Here is a 22964-nt window from a genome sequence, read left to right as displayed (position 1 = left end):
TTGGGTTTAACGCAGGTTGCGTCGGAAGAATCTTCTGACATGTGCGGTGTATTCGGATCGACCTCTGATCGAGCAACGTTGGAGCGGTCGACGGGACGGGCGGTCGCGGGTGGGACAGTACCGGGGACGACGGGATGACCGTGCCTTTCGAAAGGAGCTTTTTCCATGAGCCGAGCGGGCCGGAGCTCCGGCGCTGATCCCTCCGCCGGGCCGGTGGGGTCCTCGGATCCGACTCACGCCACGGGCGGTACGGGGTCGGACGTGATTGCCGCGGCGCGGGCTGCCGGCTTGGTCAAGATTTATGGATCCGGACAGACCGCGGTGACCGCACTGCGCGATATCGACGTTTCCTTCCCCCGCGGGCGGTTTACCGCGATCATGGGGCCGTCCGGGTCGGGTAAGTCGACGTTGATGCATTGCCTGGCCGGTCTTGACACCGTGACCCGGGGCCAGGTCTTCATCGGCGCCGTGGACCTGTCGCGGTTGTCGGACAAGGCGCTCACCCAGCTTCGCCGTGACCGCATCGGCTTCGTGTTCCAGCAGTTCAACCTGTTGCCGACGCTGACCGCAGCCGAGAACATCACGCTTCCCCTCGACATCGCCGGCCGCAAGCCCGACCGCGAGTGGATGGCGCAGGTGGTCGACGCCGTCGGGCTCGCACCGCGCCTGAGCCACCGCCCGTCGGAGCTTTCCGGCGGTCAGCAGCAGCGGGTCGCGTGTGCCCGCGCCCTGGTGACCCGGCCGGACATCGTCTTCGCAGACGAGCCCACCGGCAATCTGGACTCCAGGTCCGGAGCCGAGGTGCTGTCGTTTCTCCAACGCTCCGTTCGCGAGCTCGACCAGACCGTCGTGATGGTCACCCACGATCCCAGCTCGGCGTCCTTCTCCGATGAGGTCGTCTTCCTCGTCGACGGAAGGATCGTCGACTCGATGCCGAACCCGACCGCCGAACGCGTCCTCGACCGGATGAAGCACCTCGATCAGCTCCAGCAGGAGGCCGACGCCGAGGACGGCGACGGTTCGGACTGGGGTGGCCGGCAACCCTGGCAGGACGAGGGCGTAGCCCTCGACGAAGCCGCCGGCTACGGATCGTCGGGCAGGGCCTGACCGATGCTGCGCACCACCCTGAAGAATCTGCTGGCCCGCAAGCTCCGGCTGCTGCTCTCCGCTCTCGCGGTCGTGGCCGGGGTCAGTTTCGTCACCGGCACGCTGGTACTCACCGATACCCTCAACCAGACGTTCGACACGCTGTTCGCCAACGCCACTAAGAACGTCAGCGTGGCGGTTCGTACGATCAACGCAGTGGACGACAGTTCTGCTGGGAACAGCCCGAGCCGGCCTCTTCCCAGCTCCCTGCTGGATGTGGTCAAGGGCGTGCCCGGGGTACGGGCGGCCGTCGGCGATGTAGACGGAACAGCGGTGTTCGTCAACCCCCGCACCGGCAAGGTGCTCGACACCGGCGGTGCGCCCGGGATCGGCACCAACTGGGACGGTGGCACTGCGGTGTCCGCGGTCGAGATCGCCGCGGGTCGTGCACCGCACGGCCAGGAATTCGTGATCGACAAGAGCAGTGCGGACAAGGCGGATCTGCTGATCGGCGATCGGGTGACCGTGCTGACCAAGGGCGCACCCGCTGCCTACACCCTGGTCGGGACGTTCCGGCTGGCCGGACAGGACAGCGTCGGGGGCGCTACCGTGATCGCTTTCGACACGGCCACCGCGCAGCGCGTCCTGCTCGCCCCGGACGAGTTCACCTCGATCAGAATCGCCGCCGTCGACGGACTGTCCCAGACCGACCTTCGCGACCGGATCTCCGGGGTGCTACCCGCAGGCGTCGAGGCGATCACGGGCAAACAGCTGGCCGACGAGAACGCGAACGCGGTCCAGAAGGCCATCGGCGGTTTCTCCACATTTCTGCTGATATTCGCTGGCATATCGGTCTTCGTGGGTGCATTCATCATTTTCAACACCTTCACGATGCTGGTGGCCCAGCGGGTCCGGGAGCTCGCGCTGCTGCGGGCGCTGGGCGCCAGCCGGCGCCAGGTCCAGCTCGCGGTCCAGCTTGAGGCGGGCGTCGTCGGGTTTGTCGGCGCGACAGTCGGGCTGGTGTTCGGCGCGGGTCTGGCCGTCCTGTTGCGACTCGCGGTGGCGGCGTTCGGGGTGTCGCTACCCGGCGGGGGGTTGGTGTTCCGACCCCGAACGATCATTGTCGCCTACGCTGTCGGCGTTGTCGTCACGGCGGTCGCCGCCTTCATCCCCGCGCGCAAAGCCGCGTCGGTCCCACCGGTGGCGGCGATGCGCGAATCCTTCGTCCTACCCGCGCGTTCCCTGCGCTCCCGCGGCATCGCCGGTGGCGCCCTGGCGGGTATCGGCGCGTTGCTCCTCGTCTATGGGCTGGCCGCCGTCACCGGGAAGTCCGGGGCGGCGGTGGTCGGCATCGGTGCCGGACTGTGCTTCCTCGGCATCGCGACTCTCTCGCCGCTGCTCGCGCGGCCCATCACCAGATTCATCGGCAGTCCGCTGCCGGTTCTGTTCGGCGCCACCGGCCGCCTCGGACGCGAGAACGCCATGCGTAATCCACGCCGGAGCGCCTCGACGGCATCCGCGTTGATGATCGGCCTGGCGCTGGTCAGCGCGTTCGCGGTGCTCGGTGCGTCCATCAAGGATTCCGTCAAGGAGACCGTCAGCAACAGTCTGGGTGCGGACTTCTACCTGGCCGGGTCCGGTTTCGGTCAGGGGTTCAGCCCCGACATCGCCCAGTCTCTGCGGGGTAAACCAGGCATCGAGCTCGTCACAGGCCTGCGGTCGGACGTGGCCCAGATCAAGGGGAAGAAGGGGACCATCCTGGCGGGTGACCCGGTTGCCCTGCCGCAGCTGCTCGCGTTGCGACAGGTCAACGGGGATATCGCCAAGCTCGGCAACGGAACAATCATTATGGACAGCGACACGGTGACGGCTGACGGGTTCGTCGTGGGTCAGCCGGTTCCGGTGGTTTTCCCGGATGGCCCGACCACCCTCACCCTCGCCGGGACGTACAAGAAAAGCCAGGTCGCTGGCAAGTACCTCGTCGCCCTGAGTGAGTTCAGCCGGCATTACAACTCCGATCTCGACATCTTCGTCATGGTCAGGATCGCGTCGAACGCGAACATCGCCGACGTTCGGAAGGAGATCGACTCCGTCGCCAAGGCCTACCCGAACGTGCAGGTACGCGACCAGTCCGAGTTCGTCCGGCAGCAGGAGAAGCAGGTCGACCAGTTTCTGGGCCTCGTCTACGTCCTGCTGGCCCTCGCCGTCGTCATCGCGTTGTTCGGGATCGTCAACACGTTGGCCCTCTCCGTGATCGAACGGACCCGGGAGATCGGGCTGTTGCGCGCGGTCGGCATGAGCAGGCGTCAGCTGCGCACGATGGTGCGCCTGGAGGCAGTGGTGATCGCCGTCTTCGGAGCGCTCCTCGGCGTCGTCGTCGGCAGCTTCTTCGGCTGGGCGTTGACCCGCGCCCTCAAGGACCAGGGCATCAACACCTTCGCCTACCCGCTGTGGACGGTCGTCTTCGTCGTCATCATGGGTGGCCTGCTCGGTGTCCTGGCTGCCATCTTCCCGGCCCGTCGGGCCGCGAAGATGGACATCCTGCGGGCGATCGCGACAACCTGATCACGCATCACCCCGGCACGCATCACACCAGGTCGACGTCGTCCGCATCCCGGTACCGCACGCTGCCCGCGGACGGCGAAACCAGCCCGTCGAGTAGCCGCACGGTGACCTCGCGCAGACTCGCCACAACGGTCGCCCCGGCGGTGGCCCCGGACGGCGCGGCCATCGGGAAGGACGGGACGAGAACCGTCGCGCAGCCCGCGTCGAGGCCGGCACGCGCGCCAGCCTCACTGTCCTCGAGGACCACACACCGAGCTGGCACCACGCCCAGGAGGCTCGCCGCCGTCAGGTACGGCTCCGGATGCGGCTTGCGCAGGCTGACCTCGTCGCCGGCAATCGTCACCGCGAATCGGTCGAGGCCGATCGCGGCGAGGACGGGATCCATCAGTACCCGGAACGACGACGACACCAGGGCGGTCGGGATCCCCGCGGCAGCCAGCACGTCAAGCAGTGCGATGGAACCCGGCATCGGGACGATCCGGCCGGGTTCGCCGAACAGCTCGGCGGTCCGTTTGACCAGGAAGCGGGCGGCCGCGTCCGGGTCGGCGTCTGGTACCCCGAGCATCGAGAGCATGAGTGGCAGGGCAGTGTCGATCCCGTGCCCGATCATCGCCGTCTTGATCTCCGGGGTGAACCGGCCACCGAGGCTTGCCGCCAGTTCGTGCTCTGCCACCGTCCACAGCGGTTCGGTGTCAACCAGCAGACCGTCCATGTCGAACAGGACGGCCGCAACACCATCGTCAACGCTCACCCGACCTGCATATCAGGTCGGGTGAGCGTGGCGAACTATCAGGTGGCGAAGTACTTGGCCTCGGGGTGGTGCGCGATGATCGCCGACGTGGACTGTTCCGGCACGAGCTGGAACTCCTCGGACAGCTCGACACCGACCCGTCCCGGATCCAGCAGGTCGAACACCCCGACCTGCTGCTCCAGGTCGGGGCAGGCCGGGTAGCCGAAGGAGTAACGGGACCCACGGTAGTTCTGCCGGAGGACCCCGGCCAGATCGTGGGCATCGGCGGCGCCGGCGGGCGTGCCATCGGGCAGCAGCAGTTCGGAGCGGACCCGCTTGTGCCAGTACTCGGTCAGCGCCTCGGTGAGCTGGACCGACAGCCCGTGCAGCTCCAGGTACTCCCGGTAGGAGTCGGCGGCGAAGAGCTCGGCCGTGACCGCGCTGATCCGCCGGCCCATGGTGATGATCATAAAGGGGACGACGTCCACCTCGCCGGCTTCCTCCGACCGGTAGAAGTCGGCCAGACACAGCCGGCGGTCCCGGCGCTGGCGCGGAAAGCTGAAGCGGGCCCGTTCACCACCGTCGGCGGACAGGACGATCAGATCCTCACCCTTGCTGACACACGGGAAGTAGCCGTACACGACGGCGGCTTCCAGCATCTGCTCGGAGACGATGCGGTCGAGCCACATCCGCAGCCGGGGGCGTCCCTGCGTCTCCACCAGCTCCTCGTAGGAAGGGCCCTCGCCACCGCGGGCGCCGCGCAGCCCCCACTGGCCGAGGAATGTCGCCCGCTCGTCGAGGAAGGAGGCGTAGTCGGCCAGTGGGATGCCCTTGACGATCCGGTCCCCCCAGAACGGCGGCACCGGCACGGGGTTGTCGGTCGCCACGTCCGAACGCGGCGGCAGCTCGGCCACGGGCTCCTCAGCCCGGGCCGCTGTCCTGGCAGCCTTGATCCGTTCGGTGCGCTCCCGGCGGGCCCGGCGTTCGGCCATGCGCGGGTCGTCGGCGAGCGGCGGTGCCTGGCCCCGCTTGGCCGCCATGACCGCGTCCATGAGGGACAGGCCCTCGAAGGCGTCTCGCGCGTAGCGGACCTCGCCCTCGTAGAGCTGCGCCAGGTCTCCTTCGACGTAGGCTCGGGTGAGCGCGGCGCCGCCGAGCAGCACCGGCCAGGTGGCCGCCACCCCGCGGGTGTTCATCTCCGCGAGGTTCTCCTTCATGACCACGGTGGATTTCACCAGCAGCCCGGACATGCCGATCGCGTCGGCGTGCTGCTCGGCCGCCGCGTCCAGGATTGCCGCGATCGGCTGCTTGATCCCGAGGTTGACAACCGTGTAGCCGTTGTTGGACAGGATGATGTCGACGAGGTTCTTGCCGATGTCGTGGACGTCGCCCTTGACCGTGGCGAGTACCAGGGTGCCCTTGCCCCGGGTGTCGGACTTCTCCATGTACGGCTCGAGATAGGCGACCGCGGCCTTCATGACCTCGGCCGACGCCAGGACGAACGGCAGCTGCATCTGCCCGGAGCCGAACAGGTCACCGACGACCTTCATGCCGCCCAGCAGGGTCTCGTTGATGATCGCCAGCGGATCCCGGGAGCGCATCGCCTCGTCGAGGTCGCCCTCCAGCCCGGTCCGTTCACCGTCGATGATCCGCCGCTGGAGTCGTTCGTCGAGCGGCAGCGCGGCCAGTTCCTCGGCCCGGGTCGGCCCGCCGACATGGCCCTCGACACCCTCGAACAGGTCCAGGAACCGGGTCAGCGGATCGTAGCCGTCCCGGCGCCGGTCGTAGACCAGGTCGAGGGCGACCTCACGCTGGGTATCCGGGATGCGCGCCATCGGAAGGATCTTGGAGGCGTGCACGATCGCCGCGTCCAGGCCGGCTTCGACGCACTCGGTCAGGAACACCGAGTTGAGCACCACCCGGGCGGCCGGCTTCAGACCGAAGGAGATGTTGGACAGCCCGAGGATGGTCTGCACGTCGGGATGGCGCCGTTTGATCTCGCGGATCGCCTCGATGGTGGCAATCCCGTCGCCGCGCGACTCCTCCTGCCCGGTACCGAGGGTGAAGGTCAGGGCGTCGATGAGGATGTCGGACTCGTGCATCCCCCACTGCCCGGTCAGCTGGGCGATCAGCCGTTGCGCGACCTGCACCTTCCACTCGACGGTCCGGGCCTGGCCTTCTTCGTCGATGCAGAGTGCGACGACGGCCGCGCCGTGTTCGCGGATGATCGGCATCACGGTGGCGAGCCGGGAGCCGGGGCCGTCGCCGTCCTCGAAGTTGACCGAGTTCACCACGCAGCGTCCGCCGAGGCATTCCAGCCCCGCCTCGATGACCGGGGGTTCGGTGGAGTCGAGCATCATCGGCAACGTGGACGCGGTGGCATAGCGGCTGGCAACCTCCCGCATGTCGACCGTGCCGTCCCGGCCGACGTAGTCCACACAGACGTCGATCATGTGCGCGCCCTCACGGGTGGCGGCGCGGGCGATCTCCACGACGTCATCCCAGCGGCTGTCGATCAGCGCGTCGCGGAAAGCCCTGGAACCGTTGGTGTTGGTGCGCTCACCCACCATCAGCACCGAATTGTCCTGCCGGAACGGCACGGCCTGGTAGAGCGAGGCCGCGGCGGCGTCAACGGCCGGCCGCCGTGGCGTGACGGCCCGTCCGGCGACGCGCTCGACGACCTGACGCAGATGCTCGGGGGTGGTTCCGCAGCAACCGCCGACCAGTACGGCGCCGTAGTCACGGGTGAAGGTGTCAAGCGCGTCGGCGAGTTCGGCCGGGGTCAGCGGGTAGGTGGCGCCGTCACGGCCAAGCGTGGGCAGACCGGCGTTCGGCATGACCGAAAGCCCGATTCGGGCGTGCCGGGCCAGGTGACGCAGGTGTTCGCTCATCTCGGTGGGTCCGGTTGCGCAGTTCAGGCCGATCAGGTCGATGCCGAGCGGCTCGAGCGCGGTGAGCGCGGCGGCGATCTCCGAGCCCAGCAGCATCGACCCGGTCAGCTCCACGGTGACCTGCGCGATGACGACAACCCGACGATCAGCGGCGGTCATCGCACGGCGCGCTCCGATGATCGCGGCTTTGGCCTGCAGAAGGTCCTGCGCGGTCTCCACCAGGACGGCGTCGACGCCCCCCGCGAGCAACCCGGCGACCTGCCGCTGATAGGCGTCCCGCAGCGGTGGGTAGGCGATGTGTCCCAAGGTGGGCAGCTTCGTTCCAGGGCCCACCGAACCGAGGACGAAGCGGGGCCGGTCGGTCGTGCTCCAGAAGTCGGCAGCCTCACGGGCTATCCGGGCACCCGCCTGCGCCAGTTCCCCGATACGGTCAGCGATGCCGTACTCTCCGAGATTGGCGAGGTTAGCTCCGAAGGTGTTCGTCTCGACTGCGTCACACCCGACAGCGAAGTAGGCGTCGTGTACTGCCCGCACCACGTCTGGACGTGTCACGTTCAGAATCTCGTTGCAGCCTTCGTGACCCTGGAAGTCGTCGAGACTCAGATCGGCGGCCTGCAGCATCGTTCCCATGGCACCGTCGGCTACCAGCACGCGTTCGGCCAGGGCGGAAAACAGGTCGGCTCGCACCTGGGAAGCGTACCGGGCGTGCCCGTGCCGATCGCGGTGACGACTCATGGTCGTCATCGGGTTTGCCCGGGTTACCGACCTCCTGGTCGGCGCAGCTGTGGTCTGCTGCCCGCCAGACCAGGTCAGATCGGCCCGCCGACCGGGTACTTCTGGAACAGCGGGTCGCAGGGACCCACCGGCACGCACCAACGTAGGACGTACCGTTGCACTGTCACGGGGGCAGTGGGCCGCCGCGGGGCGGCAGGAGGTGGCAGGTGATCGAGTTCTCCGGCGTCGGTCAGCTACGGTCGCCGATCGTAGTGGCTGCCTTCGAGGGCTGGAACGATGCCGCGGACGCGTCGTCCGCGGCCGTCGAGCATCTGGAGTCGGCGCTCGACGCGAAGGTGATCGGTGCCATCGATCCGGACGACTACTACGATTTCCAGGTCAACCGTCCCACAGTCAGCGGCACCGACGGTGCGTCCCGCAAAATCTCCTGGCCGACGACACGGCTGTCGGTCGCACGCCCCGACCATGGCGACAACGACTTGGTCCTCATCCGTGGTCTTGAGCCGAACATGCGCTGGCGGGGCTTCACCGACGAGCTGATCGAGGCGATTCATGCGCTCGGCAGCGACATGGTCGTCAGCCTCGGCGCGTTGCTCGCGGATTCCCCACATACCCGCCCGGTGCCGATCAGTGGAACCGCCGGGGACCCGGCCACGGCCGCACGCCTGCGGCTGGACCCGTCGAAGTACGAGGGTCCCACCGGCATCGTCGGGGTGTTTGCGGAGGCATGCTCCAAGGCCGGGCTCGCCTCGGTGTCGTTCTGGGCCGCGGTCCCCCACTACGTGGCGAATCCACCGTGCCCGAAGGCGACGCTGGCCCTGCTACGGCGGGTCGAGGACCTGCTGGACATGGAGATCCCCCTGGGTGACCTGGCCGAACGGGCCCGGGCGTGGGAGCGTCAGGTCGATGAGCTCGCCGCGGGCGACAGTGAGGTTGCCGAGTACGTGCGCGCGTTGGAGTCACGCGAACCCGAGACAGAACTACCCGAAGCCAGCGGGGACGCGATCGCCCGTGAGTTCGAACGGTACCTGCGCAGACGGGGTCAGTGACTACTCCTCGACGACCTCGGCGTCGATGATGTCGTCCTCGCTGCCATAGGCTGGCCGAGCGGTACCCGTCGCCGCCGATGCCCGGGCGAAGAACCCAGGGTCGGCTCCGGTCACATCGTGCGCTGCACTCGTCCCGGACTGCTCGGAGGTCTGCGCACGCCCGGTGCCGGTCGTCGTGCCGGCGCGCGCCAGGTCCGTGACCGCACGGTCGATCTCGCTGGAGCTCATCAGGCTGCGGACCCGCAACAGTGCGCCGAGAACCTCGCCCTGCTGGTGGCGTAACCCCTCGAGGATGCCCGCCACCTGCGAGATCTGTGCCTCGATGTCGTCGAAGCGCTGCTGGGCGCGCTGTCGCGACTCCTCGACCGCGTCGAGGAGTAGTTTGTCCGCCTGCTCACGGGCCTTACGCACGATCGGATGGTTGGCGGCGGCGTCCTCGATGGCCTCCTCCAACGCCTGCTCCGCGATGGCGCGGGCACCAGTGACGATCTCATCGGCTTCCTGATGGGCGATGGTCAGCATGAGGCCGATCCGGCCACCTGCCTGCGCGGCGAGCCGATCGGGCAGGGTCGCCTCGCCGTCGCGGCGGCGGCGATCGGCGTGCAGGGCCGCCTCGGCCGCGGCCGCCCGCTGCGTCACCTGACTGGCATACCGCCACAGCGTGGCCAGGTATTCCTCAACCTGACGTGGATCATAACCTCGCGCCACCTCATCGAACCTCGGCCGTTCGGCGTCGGTTCCGGTTCCGGTGTCGGTCCGGTGGTAGTCGGCACCCATCAAACTGAACGTCCTCCAGCCACGACCGGCTCAATGTCCACCCCTAGTAGCGAGTCGATGATTGCACGCGCCAAAGCCGGGGCGTCCGGGACATCACCTCCCGCCGCGAGTGCGGCGCTCGCCCAGCGGTCGACAGCGGCGACGGCACCCGGTGCGTCGAGATCGTCGGCCAGGCGCCGACGCACCTGGTCGAGCAGCGGACGGGCATCGGGTCCGCGCGTGTGGCTGGCCGCCGCCCGCCATCGGGCCAGCCGTTCGCGGGCGACGTCCACGGCCGAGGGAGTCCATTCCCACCCGACCGTGTGATGGTGGTCCAGGAGCGCGATCCGGATCGCCGCCGGTGGTACACCGCGGGCCAGCAGGCGGGAGACGAACTCGAGGTTTCCCCTCGACTTCGACATCTTGTGGCCGTCGAGACCGACCATGGCGGTGTGCACACAGGTACGTGCAAACGGCTGGACACCGGTCGCGACCTCCGCGTGGGCGATGCCGCATTCGTGGTGGGGAAACGTGAGATCCGAACCGCCGCCCTGGACGTCGATGCTCGCACCCAGATAGGTCAGGGCGATGGCGGCACATTCGATGTGCCAGCCCGGTCTACCCGGTCCGAACGGCGACGGCCACGCCGGCTCGCCGGGGCGCTCGGCGCGCCACAACAGGGGGTCGAGCGGGTTTTTCTTGCCGGGACGGTCAGGGTCGCCGCCGTTGCCGGCGGCCCGTTCGACCATCGCGTCGAAGCTGAGATGGGAGATCTTGCCGAAACGGGGGGCCGCCTCGATCGGAAAGTAGATGTCACGGTCCACCCGGTAGGTGGCCTCACGGCCACGCAGTTTCTCGATCAGTTCGATGACCAGCGGAATCGACTCGACCGCCCCCACATATGCGGCCGGCGGCAGGATGCGCAGTGCGGTCATGTCCGCCCGGAACAGGTCGGTCTGACTCCGGGCGATCTCCCGCCAGTCCAGTCCGTCGCGCTTGGCCCGTTCGAACAGTGGATCGTCGACGTCGGTGATGTTCTGGACATAATGGACCTCGTGGCCGGCATCCAGCAGGACCCGCGTGAGTAGATCGTAGGTGAGGTAGGTGAATGCGTGCCCGAGATGCGTGGCATCGTACGGGGTGATCCCACAGACGTACATGCGGACCGTCGGCCCGGCCTCGAGCGGGCGTACCGAGCCGGTCGCCGTGTCGAAAACCCGGAGCGGGAATCCTCGACCGGGAAGCTGCGAGCGTGCGGAGGCCGGCCAGGATCGCATGCGTGTCAGCGTAGCCGGGTCCATGTCAGACAGGCCCAATTGCCGTCAGAGCTACTACCGACGGCCCTAGAACGGCGGCCAGGGAATGGGCGGCCAGTCGCCGGATGGAACCGGAAAACGGCGTTCGGTCAGCAATCTGTTGATCCGGGCGCGCAGGCTCGCGATCTCCGCATCGGTGAGCAGAGCGGCGAGGGCTGCGCCCAGGCTGCCGCCGGCCGCCTCCCGCAGGCAGGCCAGGACTTCGAGCTCGTCGGCACGCAACCGGTGTCCCCGCCACGTCCACAGCAGCGTGCGCAGCTTGTCCTCGACGTGAAACGTCACGCCGTGGTCAATACCGTAGATCCGCCCGGACGGGCCGGGCAGCAGGTGACTGCCTTTGCGGTCGGAATTGTTGACCACGGCGTCGAACAGCGCGATCGCCCGCAGCTGGGGGTCATCGGACCGGACCAGCGCAACCAGGTCGACGGTCTCGTCGATGTCGATCCAGAGCTGGACCATGCCCGGGCCGAACGGGCCGTCCCGCAGCACCGTGGGCGGCACGATCCCCGCGCCGGTCGCCTCGGAGAGCAGATAGGCCGCACGTTCACGGCCGGCGAGCGTCCCGTCCGGAAAGTCCCACAACGCGCGTTCGCCACGGACCGGCTTGTAGACGCACCGTCCGGTGTCGCCGTCGCCGTCGCCGACGAGACTGATCTCGCAGTACAAGGTTGCATTACTGGCCTCGACCAGCCGTCCCGTGACGGTTATCGTACCGTCACGCAGGAGCCTCAGCGCGCCGGCGGCGTCGAGCCCGCCGGCGTCGAGCGGATCGAGGGGCGGGCGTCCGCCGGGCGCACCGCTGGATACAGACTCGCTCACGTCCTTCAGTCTCGCCGCTCATGTTCACGACTGTCCGGTGGCCCTCCGCCGGGCGCGGGGTTCGTTCCAGCACCGCCCTGCCCGTCACCGCCGCCGACGACGGCGTCGCCCTCAGCCGCGTCACCAGGAGTCCGCGGGGCTGGCAGCAGGTCCGCTACCGCACCACCCCGGTCGTTCACTCGGATGACGAACGGGCGATGTTCGGTATAGCGGATGGCCGTCAGTGAACAGGGATCCACTGAGATGCGCTGAAACAGATCCAGGTGCAGGCCCATGGCATCCGCGACGATCGACTTGATGACATCGCCATGGGAGCAGGCGAGCCAGACCGCATCCGGTCCCAGGCGTGCGTTCCAGTCGCGAATCGCCGCGACCGCGCGATGCTGGGTGTCACGCAGAGCCTCCCCCTCAGGCCCGGGGAAGACTACTGCGCTCGGGTGCTCCTGAACGGTCCGCCACAGGGGGTCCTTGGTCAGCGTCGTCAGCTCCTGACCGGTCCAGTCGCCGTAGCGGCACTCCCCCAGACGGTCGTCGATGGTCAGCACGGGACCGTCGTCCCACGGTTCGGGTTTGCCGTGGTGCTCCGCGATCGCCAGGGCTGTTTCCTCGCAGCGTTGCAACGGGCTGGAGACGATCGCGGTCAGCGGTACCGAGGCGAGGCGCTGCGCGAGCGCCGCGGCCTGTGCCTGACCGCGGTCGTCAAGACCGACGCCCGGAGTCCAGCCGAGTAGAACGGTCCCCGTTACAGCGGTGAGACCGTGACGGACGAGCAGGACGGTGGTCACCTGGCATCCACAAGGAACGTATCCTAGCCCGACGCACCACCGGGATCCCTACGCACCGACCGAACGACGACGTTCGACGCACGCCGTAGGCTTCCGCAATGGCAGCCGAGACAAGCCTGACTGACCAGACCCCCGGTGCGCCACCGGGTGAGGTTCCGGCGGTCGACCCGGTGACCGTCTTCGGCGCGTTCTGCGCGGCGGGGCTGTGGCCGGGGCTCGGCCGGACGACCGCCGCCCGGCTACCCGAGGCGGGGATCCGGGGCCCGGCGGACGTCGACGCGACCCGGTTGGCAACGATCCAGGGCGTCACCCCCGCGCGGGCCCGGCGGTTGGTGGACTCCTTTGCCGCTGCCGGCGGTGCCTATCGCGCGGCCGAGTTGCTCGTCGCGGCCGATCTGCCGGCCCGCCTGGTGCGCAGGCTGGTCGACGAGCTCGGGCCGGGGGTGGCCGACGCGTTGAGCGCGGATCCCTGGGCACTGCTCGCCGGCGGCGAGGCCGAACTCACCCAGGCCGACCGGTTTGCCCGCGCGACGGGCGCCGGGCGTGACGATCCCCGGCGTGGCCCGGCTGTGGTCGCCTACCTGCTCGGTCGGGCCGCCTCCCGCTTCGGTGACACCGCGGCGCCGTTGGACATGCTCGTGCGGACGGCGGCCCGGGACGGTGTCGCGGACCCGGGCGCGGCGCTGCGTATCGTCATCGAGGATGGCCGTGTGATCATAAACGGTGAGCTGGCCGCGCTCGACCGGTACGCCGGGGCCGAGCGGACGGTGGCCGAGGGTGTCGCCCGGCTGCTGGCCATCGCCGAGCCGCTGAGCCCCGGGAGCACGCGGTCAGCGCCGGCGGCCATCCCGGCACCGGTGCCCGCCGCGGCGCCGGTTGACCATCCGGGGATGTTCGACGACCTCGCGGAGGAAGGCGTCGACCCCGACCCCGACCCCGACCCCGAGGATGAGGATGAGGATGGGGGCGGGGATCCGGACAACGACGGCGACAGCGATGGCGGCGCCGCCGACGATCTTGCCACCGTCCTGGCCGGCCTTGATCAGACCCAGCTGCACGCGGCCCGGACCGCGCTCGAAGTCGGGGTGAGCATGCTCACCGGCGGACCGGGGACCGGCAAGAGCCGGACGGTAGCCGCGGTCGTGCGCCTCGCCCACGCGGCCGGCGCGCGGATCGCCCTGGCGGCTCCGACCGGGCGGGCCGCCAAACGCCTGGAGGAGCTGTGTGAGTGGCCGGCGAGCACCTTGCACCGGCTGTTGGCGGCGCAGGGAACGTCAGGAGCCTTCGCCCGCGACGCGGAGAATCCCATCGAGGCCGACCTCGTCGTCGTCGACGAGGCGTCCATGCTCGACGCCGAGCTCGCCGCCGCACTGTTCGACGCGTGCGCCGACGGTACCCATCTGCTGCTCGTCGGAGACCCCGCTCAGCTACCCAGCATCGGTCCGGGCCGGGTGCTCGCAGACCTGCTCGCGGCGCAGGTGGCGCCCGTCACCGAACTGCGGCGGCTCTACCGGCAGTCCGAGGGCGGTGGGATCGCGACGCTCGCCATGGCGGTCCGCGCGGGTGAGCTCCCGCCTCCCCCGTCCGGGCCGGACCGCGAGGTGGTGGCGGTTCCCGCCCGCAGTGCCGGGGAGGCGGCCCACCGGGTAGTCCAGCTTGTCACCGACTCCATCCCGCGGGCACTGGGAATATCCGTCGCGGACGTTCAGGTCGTGACTCCCGTCCACGGTGGACCCGCCGGGACGGCCGCGCTGAACAAGGCACTCAAGCAGGTACTCAACCCCGGTGCCGGGGCATCGGCTGGGGGGGCATCGGGCGGGTTCGACGTCGGCGACCGGGTGGTTGCCACCGCGAACCACCTTGACGACGGGTTCGCCAACGGGGAGATCGGGGTGGTACGCGGCGTCGGTGATCGAGGCGCGCTCACGGTGGCCTTTCCCGGCGGGGATGTCGAGGTCCCGGGCGGAGCGGTCGGAGATCTGCGGCACGGTTGGGCGGTCACGGTCCATCGCGCTCAGGGCAGTGAGTGGCCGGCCGTGGTGGCGGTGTTCCCGCCGGAGGCGGGCCGGATGCTGACCCGCCCGCTGATCTACACCGCGCTGACCCGGGCCCAGCGGCATCTGTCGGTGGTGTCGGTGGGTGGCCCGGCGTTGCGCAGCGCGGTGCGCCAGGCCGACGGTCGCCAGCGTTGCACGCTTCTGCCCGTCATGCTCGCGCAGGAGATCCCGGTTGACCCGGACGACCTCGCCGACCGGCACTGAGCCGACCGCTACCCCGCCGACCATGCCGACCATGCCGACCATGCCGACCATGCGGTGCGTCGAGCGGCTGACATGGCCGATCGGCCTGGTGACACTGTGGGTACCGTCTCGGTGGTGAGCACCAACCTTTCTGGGAGTCCGGTGGCGGACGTGCCCGCATCGACATCCGTGTCCGTCGTACCGGTCGCGATGGCACCGGTGCCATCGGCCGTGGCGACGGCGCCGACCACTAGGCCCCGGGCGGAGGTTGCGGTTCGGCGCGATCTCGAGCGGACGGACCGCCGGCCGGTGTTCGACCCCGGAGGTGCCGGCGGCTGGTCAGTGCCGCCCAGGTGGACGCCGATGCGGGACCGGTGGATCCGCCAGCTGCTGATAGCCGCGGTGCTGGGTGCGATCGGGGTCGGCGCGTCCTTGCGGTTTGTCACGCCGAGCCACCTGTGGCTGGACGAATCGCTCACGGTGGAGATCTCTCGCAGACCGGTCGGTCAGCTGCTCGACGCGCTGCGCCACGACGGTTCGCCGCCCCTGTACTACCTGCTCCTGCACATGTGGATCAGGTTGTTCGGGACCGGGGACGTCGCGGTCCGGGCGCTGTCGGGCATCCTGTCGCTGATCACCCTGCCGGTCGCCTGGATCGCCGGGCGGCGGGTCGGGCGGGTGGCGGCGATGTTCGGCAGCGGCGACGGCGCCACGCCCGGGCGGGTGGGGACGGCGGCCCTGTTGCTGTTCGCGTGCTCGCCATACGCGATCCGGTACGGCAGCGAGACCCGGATGTACTCGCTGGTGGTCCTGCTGGTGCTGCTGTTCGGGCTCGCGTTGGTGCGGGCGTTGGAACGCCCGACACGGCGCCGACTGGCGGTGCTGACCGTGTCCACCGCGGCGCTGGTCTACACGCACTATTGGACGTTTCTGCTGGTCACCACCGTTGCGGTGTTCCTCGCGGTCCGATCGCGCGGACGGGCGCCCGTTCGTCGCCCGACGCTGTCCGCGCTGCTGGCGATGCTTGCGTCGGCCGTGGTGTTCGCACCCTGGATGCCGTCCTTCCTGTTTCAGATGCTGCACACGGGCACGCCGTGGGCGGCGCGGGTACAGGCGCAGGTCCTGCTGGACACGGTGTTCGACTGGGCCGGACCGACGTCCACGGGCGCGCTGCTCGGGGTCGTTCTGCTCGGAGCGGCGCTGCTCGGCCTGACGGGCCGGCCGCAGGATGACGGGCTGCACATCGTCCCGACCGGACGGGTGCCCGGACGTTACCTGGTCGCGTTGTGGCTCGTCCCGCTCGCCCTCGCCTACCTGGTCAACACCACCGGTGGTAGTGCTTATACGGAACGCTATACCGGGATATCGCTGCCGGCCTTCCTGCTCCTGGCCGCACTCGGTATCGGCCAGTTGCCCAGGCGGGTACGCACGGCCATCCTGACGATTGTCTGTGTGACGGGGCTGTCCGGCGGCTGGAACATGGCGCGGCAGGAACGTACCCAGGCCGGGGAGATCGCGAACCGGATCGTGGCGCTGGCCCGACCCGGCGACGTGGTCGCCTTCTGCCCCGACCAGCTGGGTCCGGCGGTGTTCCGGGCCATCGAACGCCACGGCGATCCTGATCTCAAGCAGATCGTCTATGCCGACGCGAGCGGGCCGGCACTGGTCGACTGGGTCGACTACGCCGCTCGGATGCGACGGGCCAGCGGCGCGGACTTCGCCGCCCGGGTCAACACCATGGCCGGACCTGGCCACGCGGTGTTCCTCGTGCGCGCGGACGGCTACAAGACCCTGGAGGGGGCCTGCGCGGTCGTGTCCGACCAGCTTGCCGCCCTGCGTGACCGCACCCTGCAGGTCGATCGCCGCATGGTCTACGAGGGTGCGGCGCTGGAGCGCTTCTCCACCCTGCGTTAAGCGGGCACGGCCGACGGTCCGGGCCGGCGCTCGCCCGCCGCGGCGAGCGCGGTCACCAGCAGGGCCAGCGGCAGCGTGTAGTGGTTGAAGTACGACTGTTTGTTCATGACATCCAGGGTGAGGAGCACGACGCCCGCACCGGCGCAGAACTCCGCGGCGCCGGCCCGCACCCGCCAGGCGAGCCAGTAGGCGACCGTCAGCGCGACCGCCATCGGGCCGAAACCGGTGGTGATCCCCGCGTGCGCGAGCACACCGGGCACGGACAGCGAATCCCCGTGGACGGGATAGCGGAGGTTGGTCAGCACCGCGTCTCCCCAGAAGTCCGACGGGCCGACGACCACCCAGGGCGCGACGGCGGCGGCCGCCAGAGCGACCGATGCCAGCGCGCGCCTGGGCCCGAACGCCGGCCAGGCCGCGGCGACCGGGACCAGCAGTGCCATGTGCTGCTTGCTGGCGAGGGCGACGGCGAACGCGACGACCGCCCAGCGGCCCCGGCCCGATGTCACCGCCCACACCAGCAGGCTGATGCACGCGGTGAGCAGCGGCTCGGTCCAGGACTGCTGGAGGGCGTACATGGAGCCGGGGAAGGCCAGTACGAGCAGTGGTAGCGCCGGCGGGAGCCTCGTCCCTGCCTGCGTGTCGTCCCGGGACATGATCGCGCGGATGGCGACGGCCGTGACCACCGAGGCGAGCAGCAGGCCGTAGCGGACGTCGGCGAGTAGCAGGCGGAAGGGCGCGAGGAGGAGCGTGGTGCCCGGCAGGTACGGGTAGACGTCGAACAACTGGTGCGCCGGATACCCGGCGGGGCTGGGCGCCCACTGCTGGCGGTACATGTCCGAGCCGTCGACCAGGCCGCGGGCGGAGACCTGCAGGAGGTGGAAGACGTCGATGCGCGGCTGCGGCGCTGCGATGATCATAGTGACGCCGGCGGCCGTCATGAGGCCGACAACCGGCCAGAAGCACGCCGGTGATGCCAGCCACCGCGCCGTGGCGCGGTCGTCCGGCGCCCGGCGCAGCCACTGCAGGATCGACCCGGCGGTGAGCAGACCGCCGGCCACGCCGAGCGCATCGGAGACGGACGCCCATCCGCCGCCGGCGTAGTACCGGGGACGCATCGCCACCCCCACCGCGAGGACCACGGCCAGCATCACCCACGGCGTCCCGCGGCCAGGGCGCGCGTCCGTGTCGGGCTCCACGCCAGGGTTCGGGCCGGGGCTCGGGCCGGGGCTCGGGACGCCCGCGTGCGCGCCCGCGTTGGCGACACCGACGAGCACCGCACCCCAGCCAACCAGCACCAACGGCAGCGGCCATGGGCCGCGCCCGTCGCCCGCGGCGATGCCCGCCGCGACGGCACACCAGCCGAGCAGCAGCGGGCCTGGCGTCCCCCCGGCCGGGCGGTCCCGGCGTAACCACCCGCAGGTCGTGGTCGGATTGTTCGCCCGGCCGGGTAGGAACGCCGCCATGACGTGCACCATGCCAGAGTCGTTACCGGGTCGCCGCGTCGACTCCGAGCCGGTTGGCCGAGATCGCGCGGTGGCAATCGTGAGGGGGTGCGGGCAGGCGCCCGGGCGGCTCATGCCAGACTGAGAAGCCGAGCCGGACTATTGTCCAGCGGTGTTCTAAGTGTGTCGCGCGGATGACCATCGCGTGCGGAGTTGAGGAGAGGTCAGGCACAGTGGCCGAAAAGCCCGAGGTCGTCGTTATCGGAGCCGGACCGGCAGGTCTGACAGCCGGCTGGGAGCTGGTGAAGCGGGACGTACCCGTGACGGTTCTCGAAGGTGACTCGGTGGTGGGAGGCATCAGCCGCACCGCGGAGCGTGAAGGCTGGCGCTTCGACATCGGCGGGCACCGGTTCTTCACCAAGGTGCCCGAGGTCGAGACTCTTTGGCACGAGATTCTGCCTGATGAGGATTTTCTGATGCGCCCGCGGTCGAGCCGCATCATGTACAACGGGAAACTGTTCGACTACCCGCTGCGTGCCGGCAATGCTCTGCGCGGCCTCGGCGTGCTTGAGGCGGCGCGATGCATCTTCTCCTACTTCTGGGCGAGGGTCCGGCCGCCGAAGGACCAGACCAAATTCGAGGGCTGGGTCGCGTCCCGTTTCGGCTGGCGCCTCTACGGGATCTTCTTCAAGACCTACACCGAGAAGGTGTGGGGGGTGCCGGCCAACACGATCGAGGCTGACTGGGCGGCGCAGCGTATCAAGAACCTCTCGCTGTCCAATGCCATCGTGAACGCGGTCATGCCGAAGCGGAACCAGAAGGACATCGCCTCTCTCATCGAGGAATTCCAGTACCCGAAGCACGGGCCCGGAATGATGTGGGAGACCGCGGCGGACAAGATCACCGAGCGCGGCGGCACGATCATACTTGAGGAGAAGGTCCGCAAGATCCACCATGCGGATGGGCGGGCCAGCGGCGTGACCACCGTGGTCACCGGCGGATACGGCCCCGGAGCGGGCGCGCCGGAGGCGTCCCGGACCGACATCGGGTCCGAGCACCGCTACAGTGCGGACGAGATCGTGTCGTCGATGTCGTTCTCCTCGCTGATCCGGGTGATGGATCCACCCGCCCCCGACCACGTGCTGGCGGCGGCAAACGCGCTACGCTACCGCGACTTCCTCACCGTCGCGCTGGTGGTGCCCGAGTCCGCTGGTTTTCCGGACAACTGGATATACGTGCACTCGCCCGAGCTGTTGGTCGGGCGCATCCAGAACTTCGCGTCGTGGTCGCCGTTCCTGGTAAAGGAGGGACGCACCTGCCTCGGCATGGAGTATTTCGTCTTCGAGGGCGACGAGACGTGGTCGATGCCCGACGAAGACCTGATCGCGCTGGCCACCAAGGAACTCGCCCAGTTGGGTCTGGTTCCGGCCGATCAGGTGGAACGCGGTTTCGTGGTCCGCATGCCGAAGGCATACCCGTTCTACGACGCGGACTACAAGAAGAACGTGGAAATCATGCGTGGATGGCTGGCCGAGGCCACACCGAATGTTCACCCGGTGGGCCGCAACGGTATGCATCGGTACAACAATCAGGACCACTCCATGTACACTGCGCTGCTTACCGTCCAGAACCTCGCTGACGGGGCCGAGCACGACGTGTGGAGCGTCAACGTGGAAGAGGACTATCACGAAGAGGTCTCTCCCGGTTACGCGAAGGAACCGCGTTAGTCGGCGTCGCGGGAACCAGAGGGGGAACTGACCGTGACCGACGTCGCGGTACGGCCGTTGGAGAACATCCCGGGGCCGGCCGAGGGGAGCCGGCCTCGCGTACAACGGGACGGCGTTGTCTTCAAGACAATAATTTTCGCTCTCGTTGTCACAGCTGTGGCGGTACGTTTTTCCGCCCGCCAGGCGTTGTGGTTGGACGAGGCGCAGAGTGTCGCCATTGCGCGGCTTCCGCTGACCGGGCCCGACACAACGCTGTTTGACGGGCTTCGCCAGGATGGTTCGCCGCCGCTGTACTACCTGCTGTTGCACGGCTGGATCGAGTTGTTCGGAGTCGGCACGTTCGCGGTGCGGACACTGTCCGCTCTGACGAACCTGGCCGCAGCCGGGCCGCTGTACCTGCTGGCTCGCCGCGTCGTCGGCGAGCGCGCCGCGCGGGTGGCGGTGGTGCTCTACCTCACCTCACCGTTCGCGCTGTACTTCGCCACCGAGACCCGGATGTACAGCCTGGTGGTGCTGCTGACCGCAGCTGGCGGGCTGGCACTGGAAGCCACGCTCAAGCGGCGCTCGGCGGGTTCGGTCGCCGCGTTGGCGCTGTGCTCCGGCATGCTGGCGCTCACCCACTACTGGTGCTTCTACCTGCTGTTCACGGTGGCCGGCTGGCTTGCGCTGATTGTGGTGAGGCCGCGGGCGGCGTGGGGTGCCCGGCCACCGCTGGCAGCACTGGCCGGCATCGCCGGTGGGGCCCTGGTGTTCGCTCCCTGGTTGGGTGGGTTCTTCTACCAGATGGCGCACACCGGGACGCCATGGGGAGAACCGGCGACCTTCGCGGCGATCTCACATGCCTACGGGCAGTGGGCGGGTGGTCCCACCACCCAGGGGCGGACGCTGCTGTTCCTCATCACCGGGCTCGCCGCCGCGGGGATCGCCGGCCGGGCGGTCGACGGCCGCTACGTCCTGGTCGACCTGAAGGGTATGGAACCGGGTCGCACGCTGTTCTTCCTGGCCACGGTGACGCTCTTCGTCGCGGTGGCCGCGGGAAAGGTGGTGGGCAACGCCTGGGCGGATCGGTACACCGCCACCGCGTTCGTGCCGTTCCTGTTGGTCATCGGCCTCGGTGCGACCGTGGTCGTGGACAGTCGACTGTTCCGCGGGATCATCGTCGTGTGTGCGTTGCTCGGGCTTGTCGCTGGCTATGGCGACCTGTCCCGCACCCGTACCCAGGCGAGCCAGGCCGCGGCCGTGCTCGAACGTATCGGGCGGCCCGGCGACGTGCTGCTGGTCTGCCCGGACCAGCTCGGCCCGGGCCTGTCCCGCACCGTTCCGTCCTGGATGCACGTGTATGTCGTCCCGACCTACCTACCGCCGGACCGCGTTAACTGGACGGACTACGAGACGCGTAACTCGAAGGCGAACGGCGTCGCCGTCGCAGACATGGCGCTCGCGCAGGCCGGCCCGGCCCACACGGTGTTCTTCGCCGGGTCGGGTGCCTACCGGACATACGAGACCCTGTGTACCCAGGTCCGTGGCCGTCTGCAGGACAGGCGTCCACTGGCCGACGAGGTGATGCGCCAGGGCGAGTCGGCCAGGGTGTGGGAGAACTTCACCCTCCTACGCTTCCAGCCCTGACCTCCCTTGGGCTCATTGGGATCGATGGCTGGATCGCCGTCGGCGGTGCGATCGTGGTTCTTCTCGCCGTCGGCGGCGGACGCCCGTCCCGCGCAGCCCCCGCGGGGCGGACCAGACCCGCGGGGATGGCGGACGCCGCCGCTACGAACGCTGCCGCTACGCGACATCACCCTCGCCTGGTGTGCCACCCGCATCGTGACCGGTGCCGCGTACGCCCTGGCCCGCTACATCAGCGGCCAGCTCGCCGCGGGACATGACGCGCTGCATCCAACGGTTGCCACGCCGTTCCGGCTGACCGGCCTGCTCGGCTGGGATGCCGGCTGGTACGCAGGTATCGCCGAGCACGGATACGCCGGGGTCGGCGGGCAGGGGCTGCGTTTCTTCCCCCTGCTGCCGCTGCTGGTCCGGGCGGTCGCCGTGGTTCCCGGCCTGGGCGGCCATACCGGCGGCATATTGCTCGTCCTGGTCAACATGATCGCTTTTGTCTTTGTGGCGGCGCTCGCCTGGCTGGCCCGCTCCGAGGGTCTCGACCCGGCGGCAACCTCGCGGGTGGTGTGGCTCGCCTCGTTGGCACCGCCCGCGTTCGTGCTGGTCATGGGCTATACCGAGGCATTGTGGGGGCTGCTGGCCGTTGGTGTGTTCGCGGGCCTGCGGACCCGGCGGTGGGAACTCGCCGCGGTCTGTGGGCTGCTTGCAGGGCTGTGCCGACCGGTCGGCATCCTCCTGGTGGCACCGGCGGCACTCGAGGCCCTTCGCGGGTTGGGGACAGTCGCGCGCACGGACCGGCTGCGCCGGGCAGCGGCCGTGCTCGCACCCGCAGCCGGCTTCGCGCTCTTCGGGTTGTGGGCGCAGATTGCATATGGTGATGCTCTGCTGCCACTGCGGCTACAACGACAGGAGTCGCTGCACGGCAGCTCGTCGAATCCCGCCGCTGTGCTCTGGGCGGCGGTCCGGGGCATCATCCACGGCCAGGTGGGTACGGGCCTGCACGTGCCATGGTTGGCGCTGTCCGTGGTCCTGCTCGTCGTGATGGCGCGGACGCTGCCGGCGTCCTACACGCTGTGGGCCGCGTTGACGACGGCCGCGGTACTCACTGGCAGTAACCTTGATTCAAGTGAACGGTACGTATATGGAACCTTTCCATACCTTTTTGTCGCGGCCGGGCTCACCCGACGCGACGACGTCCTGCGCATCGTCCTTGCGGTCTGCGCCGCGATGCTGGTGGTGTACGCGTCGCTGGCGTTTCTCGGTCTTTACGTACCATGACGGGTCGTGTCGCTCGG

15 protein-coding genes are annotated in these 22964 nt (G+C 69.2%); 8 read left to right on the top strand and 7 right to left on the bottom strand.

Annotated features, from left to right (window positions below; genetic code table 11):
* Positions 1-165 precede the first annotated feature (165 nt).
* Together U9983_RS11400 and U9983_RS11395 are read left to right on the top strand one after the other, a co-directional pair.
* The gene (locus U9983_RS11400) at positions 166-1107 is read left to right on the top strand and encodes an ABC transporter ATP-binding protein (RefSeq protein ID WP_322753982.1); all 942 of its coding nucleotides are present in this window, start codon (positions 166-168) and stop codon (positions 1105-1107) included.
* A 3-nt stretch (positions 1108-1110) separates the two neighbouring features.
* Entirely contained in the window at positions 1111-3651 is a 2541-nt protein-coding gene (locus tag U9983_RS11395) for an ABC transporter permease (RefSeq protein ID WP_322753981.1), read from the top strand.
* A gap of 22 nt (positions 3652-3673) precedes the next feature.
* Here the strand turns inward: U9983_RS11395 and U9983_RS11390 are convergent, their stop codons facing one another.
* Together U9983_RS11390 and metH are read right to left on the bottom strand one after the other, a co-directional pair.
* Complete coding sequence (locus tag U9983_RS11390) at positions 3674-4402, bottom strand: HAD family phosphatase (RefSeq protein WP_322753980.1); 729 nt, start codon at positions 4400-4402, stop codon at positions 3674-3676.
* Positions 4403-4440: 38 nt separating this feature from the next.
* Complete coding sequence (gene metH / locus U9983_RS11385; protein ID WP_322753979.1) at positions 4441-8007, bottom strand: methionine synthase; 3567 nt, start codon at positions 8005-8007, stop codon at positions 4441-4443.
* A 206-nt stretch (positions 8008-8213) separates the two neighbouring features.
* Between metH and U9983_RS11380 the strand changes: the two genes are divergently transcribed.
* Positions 8214-9056 carry a PAC2 family protein gene (locus U9983_RS11380; RefSeq protein ID WP_322753978.1) on the top strand — a complete coding sequence of 281 codons (843 nt, stop codon included), beginning with the start codon at positions 8214-8216 and terminating at the stop codon, positions 9054-9056.
* Here the strand turns inward: U9983_RS11380 and U9983_RS11375 are convergent, their stop codons facing one another.
* The 4 genes from U9983_RS11375 to U9983_RS11360 form a co-directional block, all read right to left on the bottom strand.
* Positions 9057-9833, bottom strand: coding sequence for a hypothetical protein (locus tag U9983_RS11375; protein ID WP_322753977.1), 777 nt, complete (start codon positions 9831-9833; stop codon positions 9057-9059).
* Positions 9833-11089 carry a cysteine--1-D-myo-inosityl 2-amino-2-deoxy-alpha-D-glucopyranoside ligase gene (gene mshC, locus U9983_RS11370; protein ID WP_322753976.1) on the bottom strand — a complete coding sequence of 419 codons (1257 nt, stop codon included), beginning with the start codon at positions 11087-11089 and terminating at the stop codon, positions 9833-9835. Before mshC ends, U9983_RS11375 begins: the two co-directional genes overlap by 1 nt.
* 66 nt (positions 11090-11155) lie before the next feature.
* Complete coding sequence (locus tag U9983_RS11365; protein WP_322753975.1) at positions 11156-11947, bottom strand: SCO1664 family protein; 792 nt, start codon at positions 11945-11947, stop codon at positions 11156-11158.
* A gap of 5 nt (positions 11948-11952) precedes the next feature.
* Positions 11953-12732, bottom strand: a complete 780-nt coding sequence (locus U9983_RS11360) for an MSMEG_4193 family putative phosphomutase (RefSeq protein ID WP_322753974.1) — start codon at positions 12730-12732, stop codon at positions 11953-11955.
* 98 nt (positions 12733-12830) lie between these two features.
* Here U9983_RS11360 and U9983_RS11355 point away from each other — a divergent pair, with 98 nt between their 5' ends.
* Together U9983_RS11355 and U9983_RS11350 are read left to right on the top strand one after the other, a co-directional pair.
* Positions 12831-14993, top strand: coding sequence for an AAA family ATPase (locus tag U9983_RS11355; protein WP_322753973.1), 2163 nt, complete (start codon positions 12831-12833; stop codon positions 14991-14993).
* A gap of 342 nt (positions 14994-15335) precedes the next feature.
* The gene (locus U9983_RS11350; protein ID WP_416211360.1) at positions 15336-16886 is read left to right on the top strand and encodes a glycosyltransferase family 39 protein; all 1551 of its coding nucleotides are present in this window, start codon (positions 15336-15338) and stop codon (positions 16884-16886) included.
* Here the strand turns inward: U9983_RS11350 and U9983_RS11345 are convergent.
* Positions 16883-18361 carry a glycosyltransferase 87 family protein gene (locus U9983_RS11345; protein ID WP_322753971.1) on the bottom strand — a complete coding sequence of 493 codons (1479 nt, stop codon included), beginning with the start codon at positions 18359-18361 and terminating at the stop codon, positions 16883-16885. The two genes, U9983_RS11350 and U9983_RS11345, sit on opposite strands and share 4 nt — an antisense overlap.
* A 200-nt stretch (positions 18362-18561) precedes the next feature.
* Here U9983_RS11345 and U9983_RS11340 point away from each other — a divergent pair, with 200 nt between their 5' ends.
* From U9983_RS11340 to U9983_RS11330, 3 genes are read left to right on the top strand one after another with little or no spacing between them, the layout of a single operon-like run.
* Positions 18562-20055, top strand: a complete 1494-nt coding sequence (locus tag U9983_RS11340) for an NAD(P)/FAD-dependent oxidoreductase (protein WP_322753970.1) — start codon at positions 18562-18564, stop codon at positions 20053-20055.
* A gap of 33 nt (positions 20056-20088) precedes the next feature.
* Positions 20089-21681 carry a glycosyltransferase family 39 protein gene (locus U9983_RS11335; RefSeq protein ID WP_322753969.1) on the top strand — a complete coding sequence of 531 codons (1593 nt, stop codon included), beginning with the start codon at positions 20089-20091 and terminating at the stop codon, positions 21679-21681.
* Between the two features lie 24 nt (positions 21682-21705).
* A complete protein-coding gene (locus U9983_RS11330; protein ID WP_322753968.1) occupies positions 21706-22947 on the top strand; it encodes a hypothetical protein in 1242 nt (413 codons plus the stop codon).
* Positions 22948-22964: the final 17 nt, after the last annotated feature.

Origin of the sequence: Protofrankia sp. Cas3 (assembly GCF_963555955.1) — a bacterium.
GTDB lineage: Bacteria > Actinomycetota > Actinomycetes > Frankiales > Frankiaceae > Protofrankia.
This window is presented reverse-complemented; position numbering and strand designations above follow the sequence as displayed.

Bases quoted from the DNA above. Each gene is read 5' to 3' on its own strand.
- U9983_RS11350 (WP_416211360.1), top strand. From the start codon at position 15,336: ATGCGGGACCGGTGGATCCGCCAGCTGCTGATAGCCGCGGTGCTGGGT.
- U9983_RS11355 (WP_322753973.1), top strand. From the start codon at position 12,831: ATGGCAGCCGAGACAAGCCTGACTGACCAGACCCCCGGTGCGCCACCG.
- U9983_RS11375 (WP_322753977.1), bottom strand. From the start codon at position 9,833: ATGGGTGCCGACTACCACCGGACCGACACCGGAACCGGAACCGACGCC.
- U9983_RS11395 (WP_322753981.1), top strand. From the start codon at position 1,111: ATGCTGCGCACCACCCTGAAGAATCTGCTGGCCCGCAAGCTCCGGCTG.
- metH (WP_322753979.1), bottom strand. From the start codon at position 8,007: ATGAGTCGTCACCGCGATCGGCACGGGCACGCCCGGTACGCTTCCCAG.
- U9983_RS11330 (WP_322753968.1), top strand. From the start codon at position 21,706: ATGGCTGGATCGCCGTCGGCGGTGCGATCGTGGTTCTTCTCGCCGTCG.
- mshC (WP_322753976.1), bottom strand. From the start codon at position 11,089: ATGCGATCCTGGCCGGCCTCCGCACGCTCGCAGCTTCCCGGTCGAGGA.
- U9983_RS11345 (WP_322753971.1), bottom strand. From the start codon at position 18,361: ATGGTGCACGTCATGGCGGCGTTCCTACCCGGCCGGGCGAACAATCCG.
- U9983_RS11400 (WP_322753982.1), top strand. From the start codon at position 166: ATGAGCCGAGCGGGCCGGAGCTCCGGCGCTGATCCCTCCGCCGGGCCG.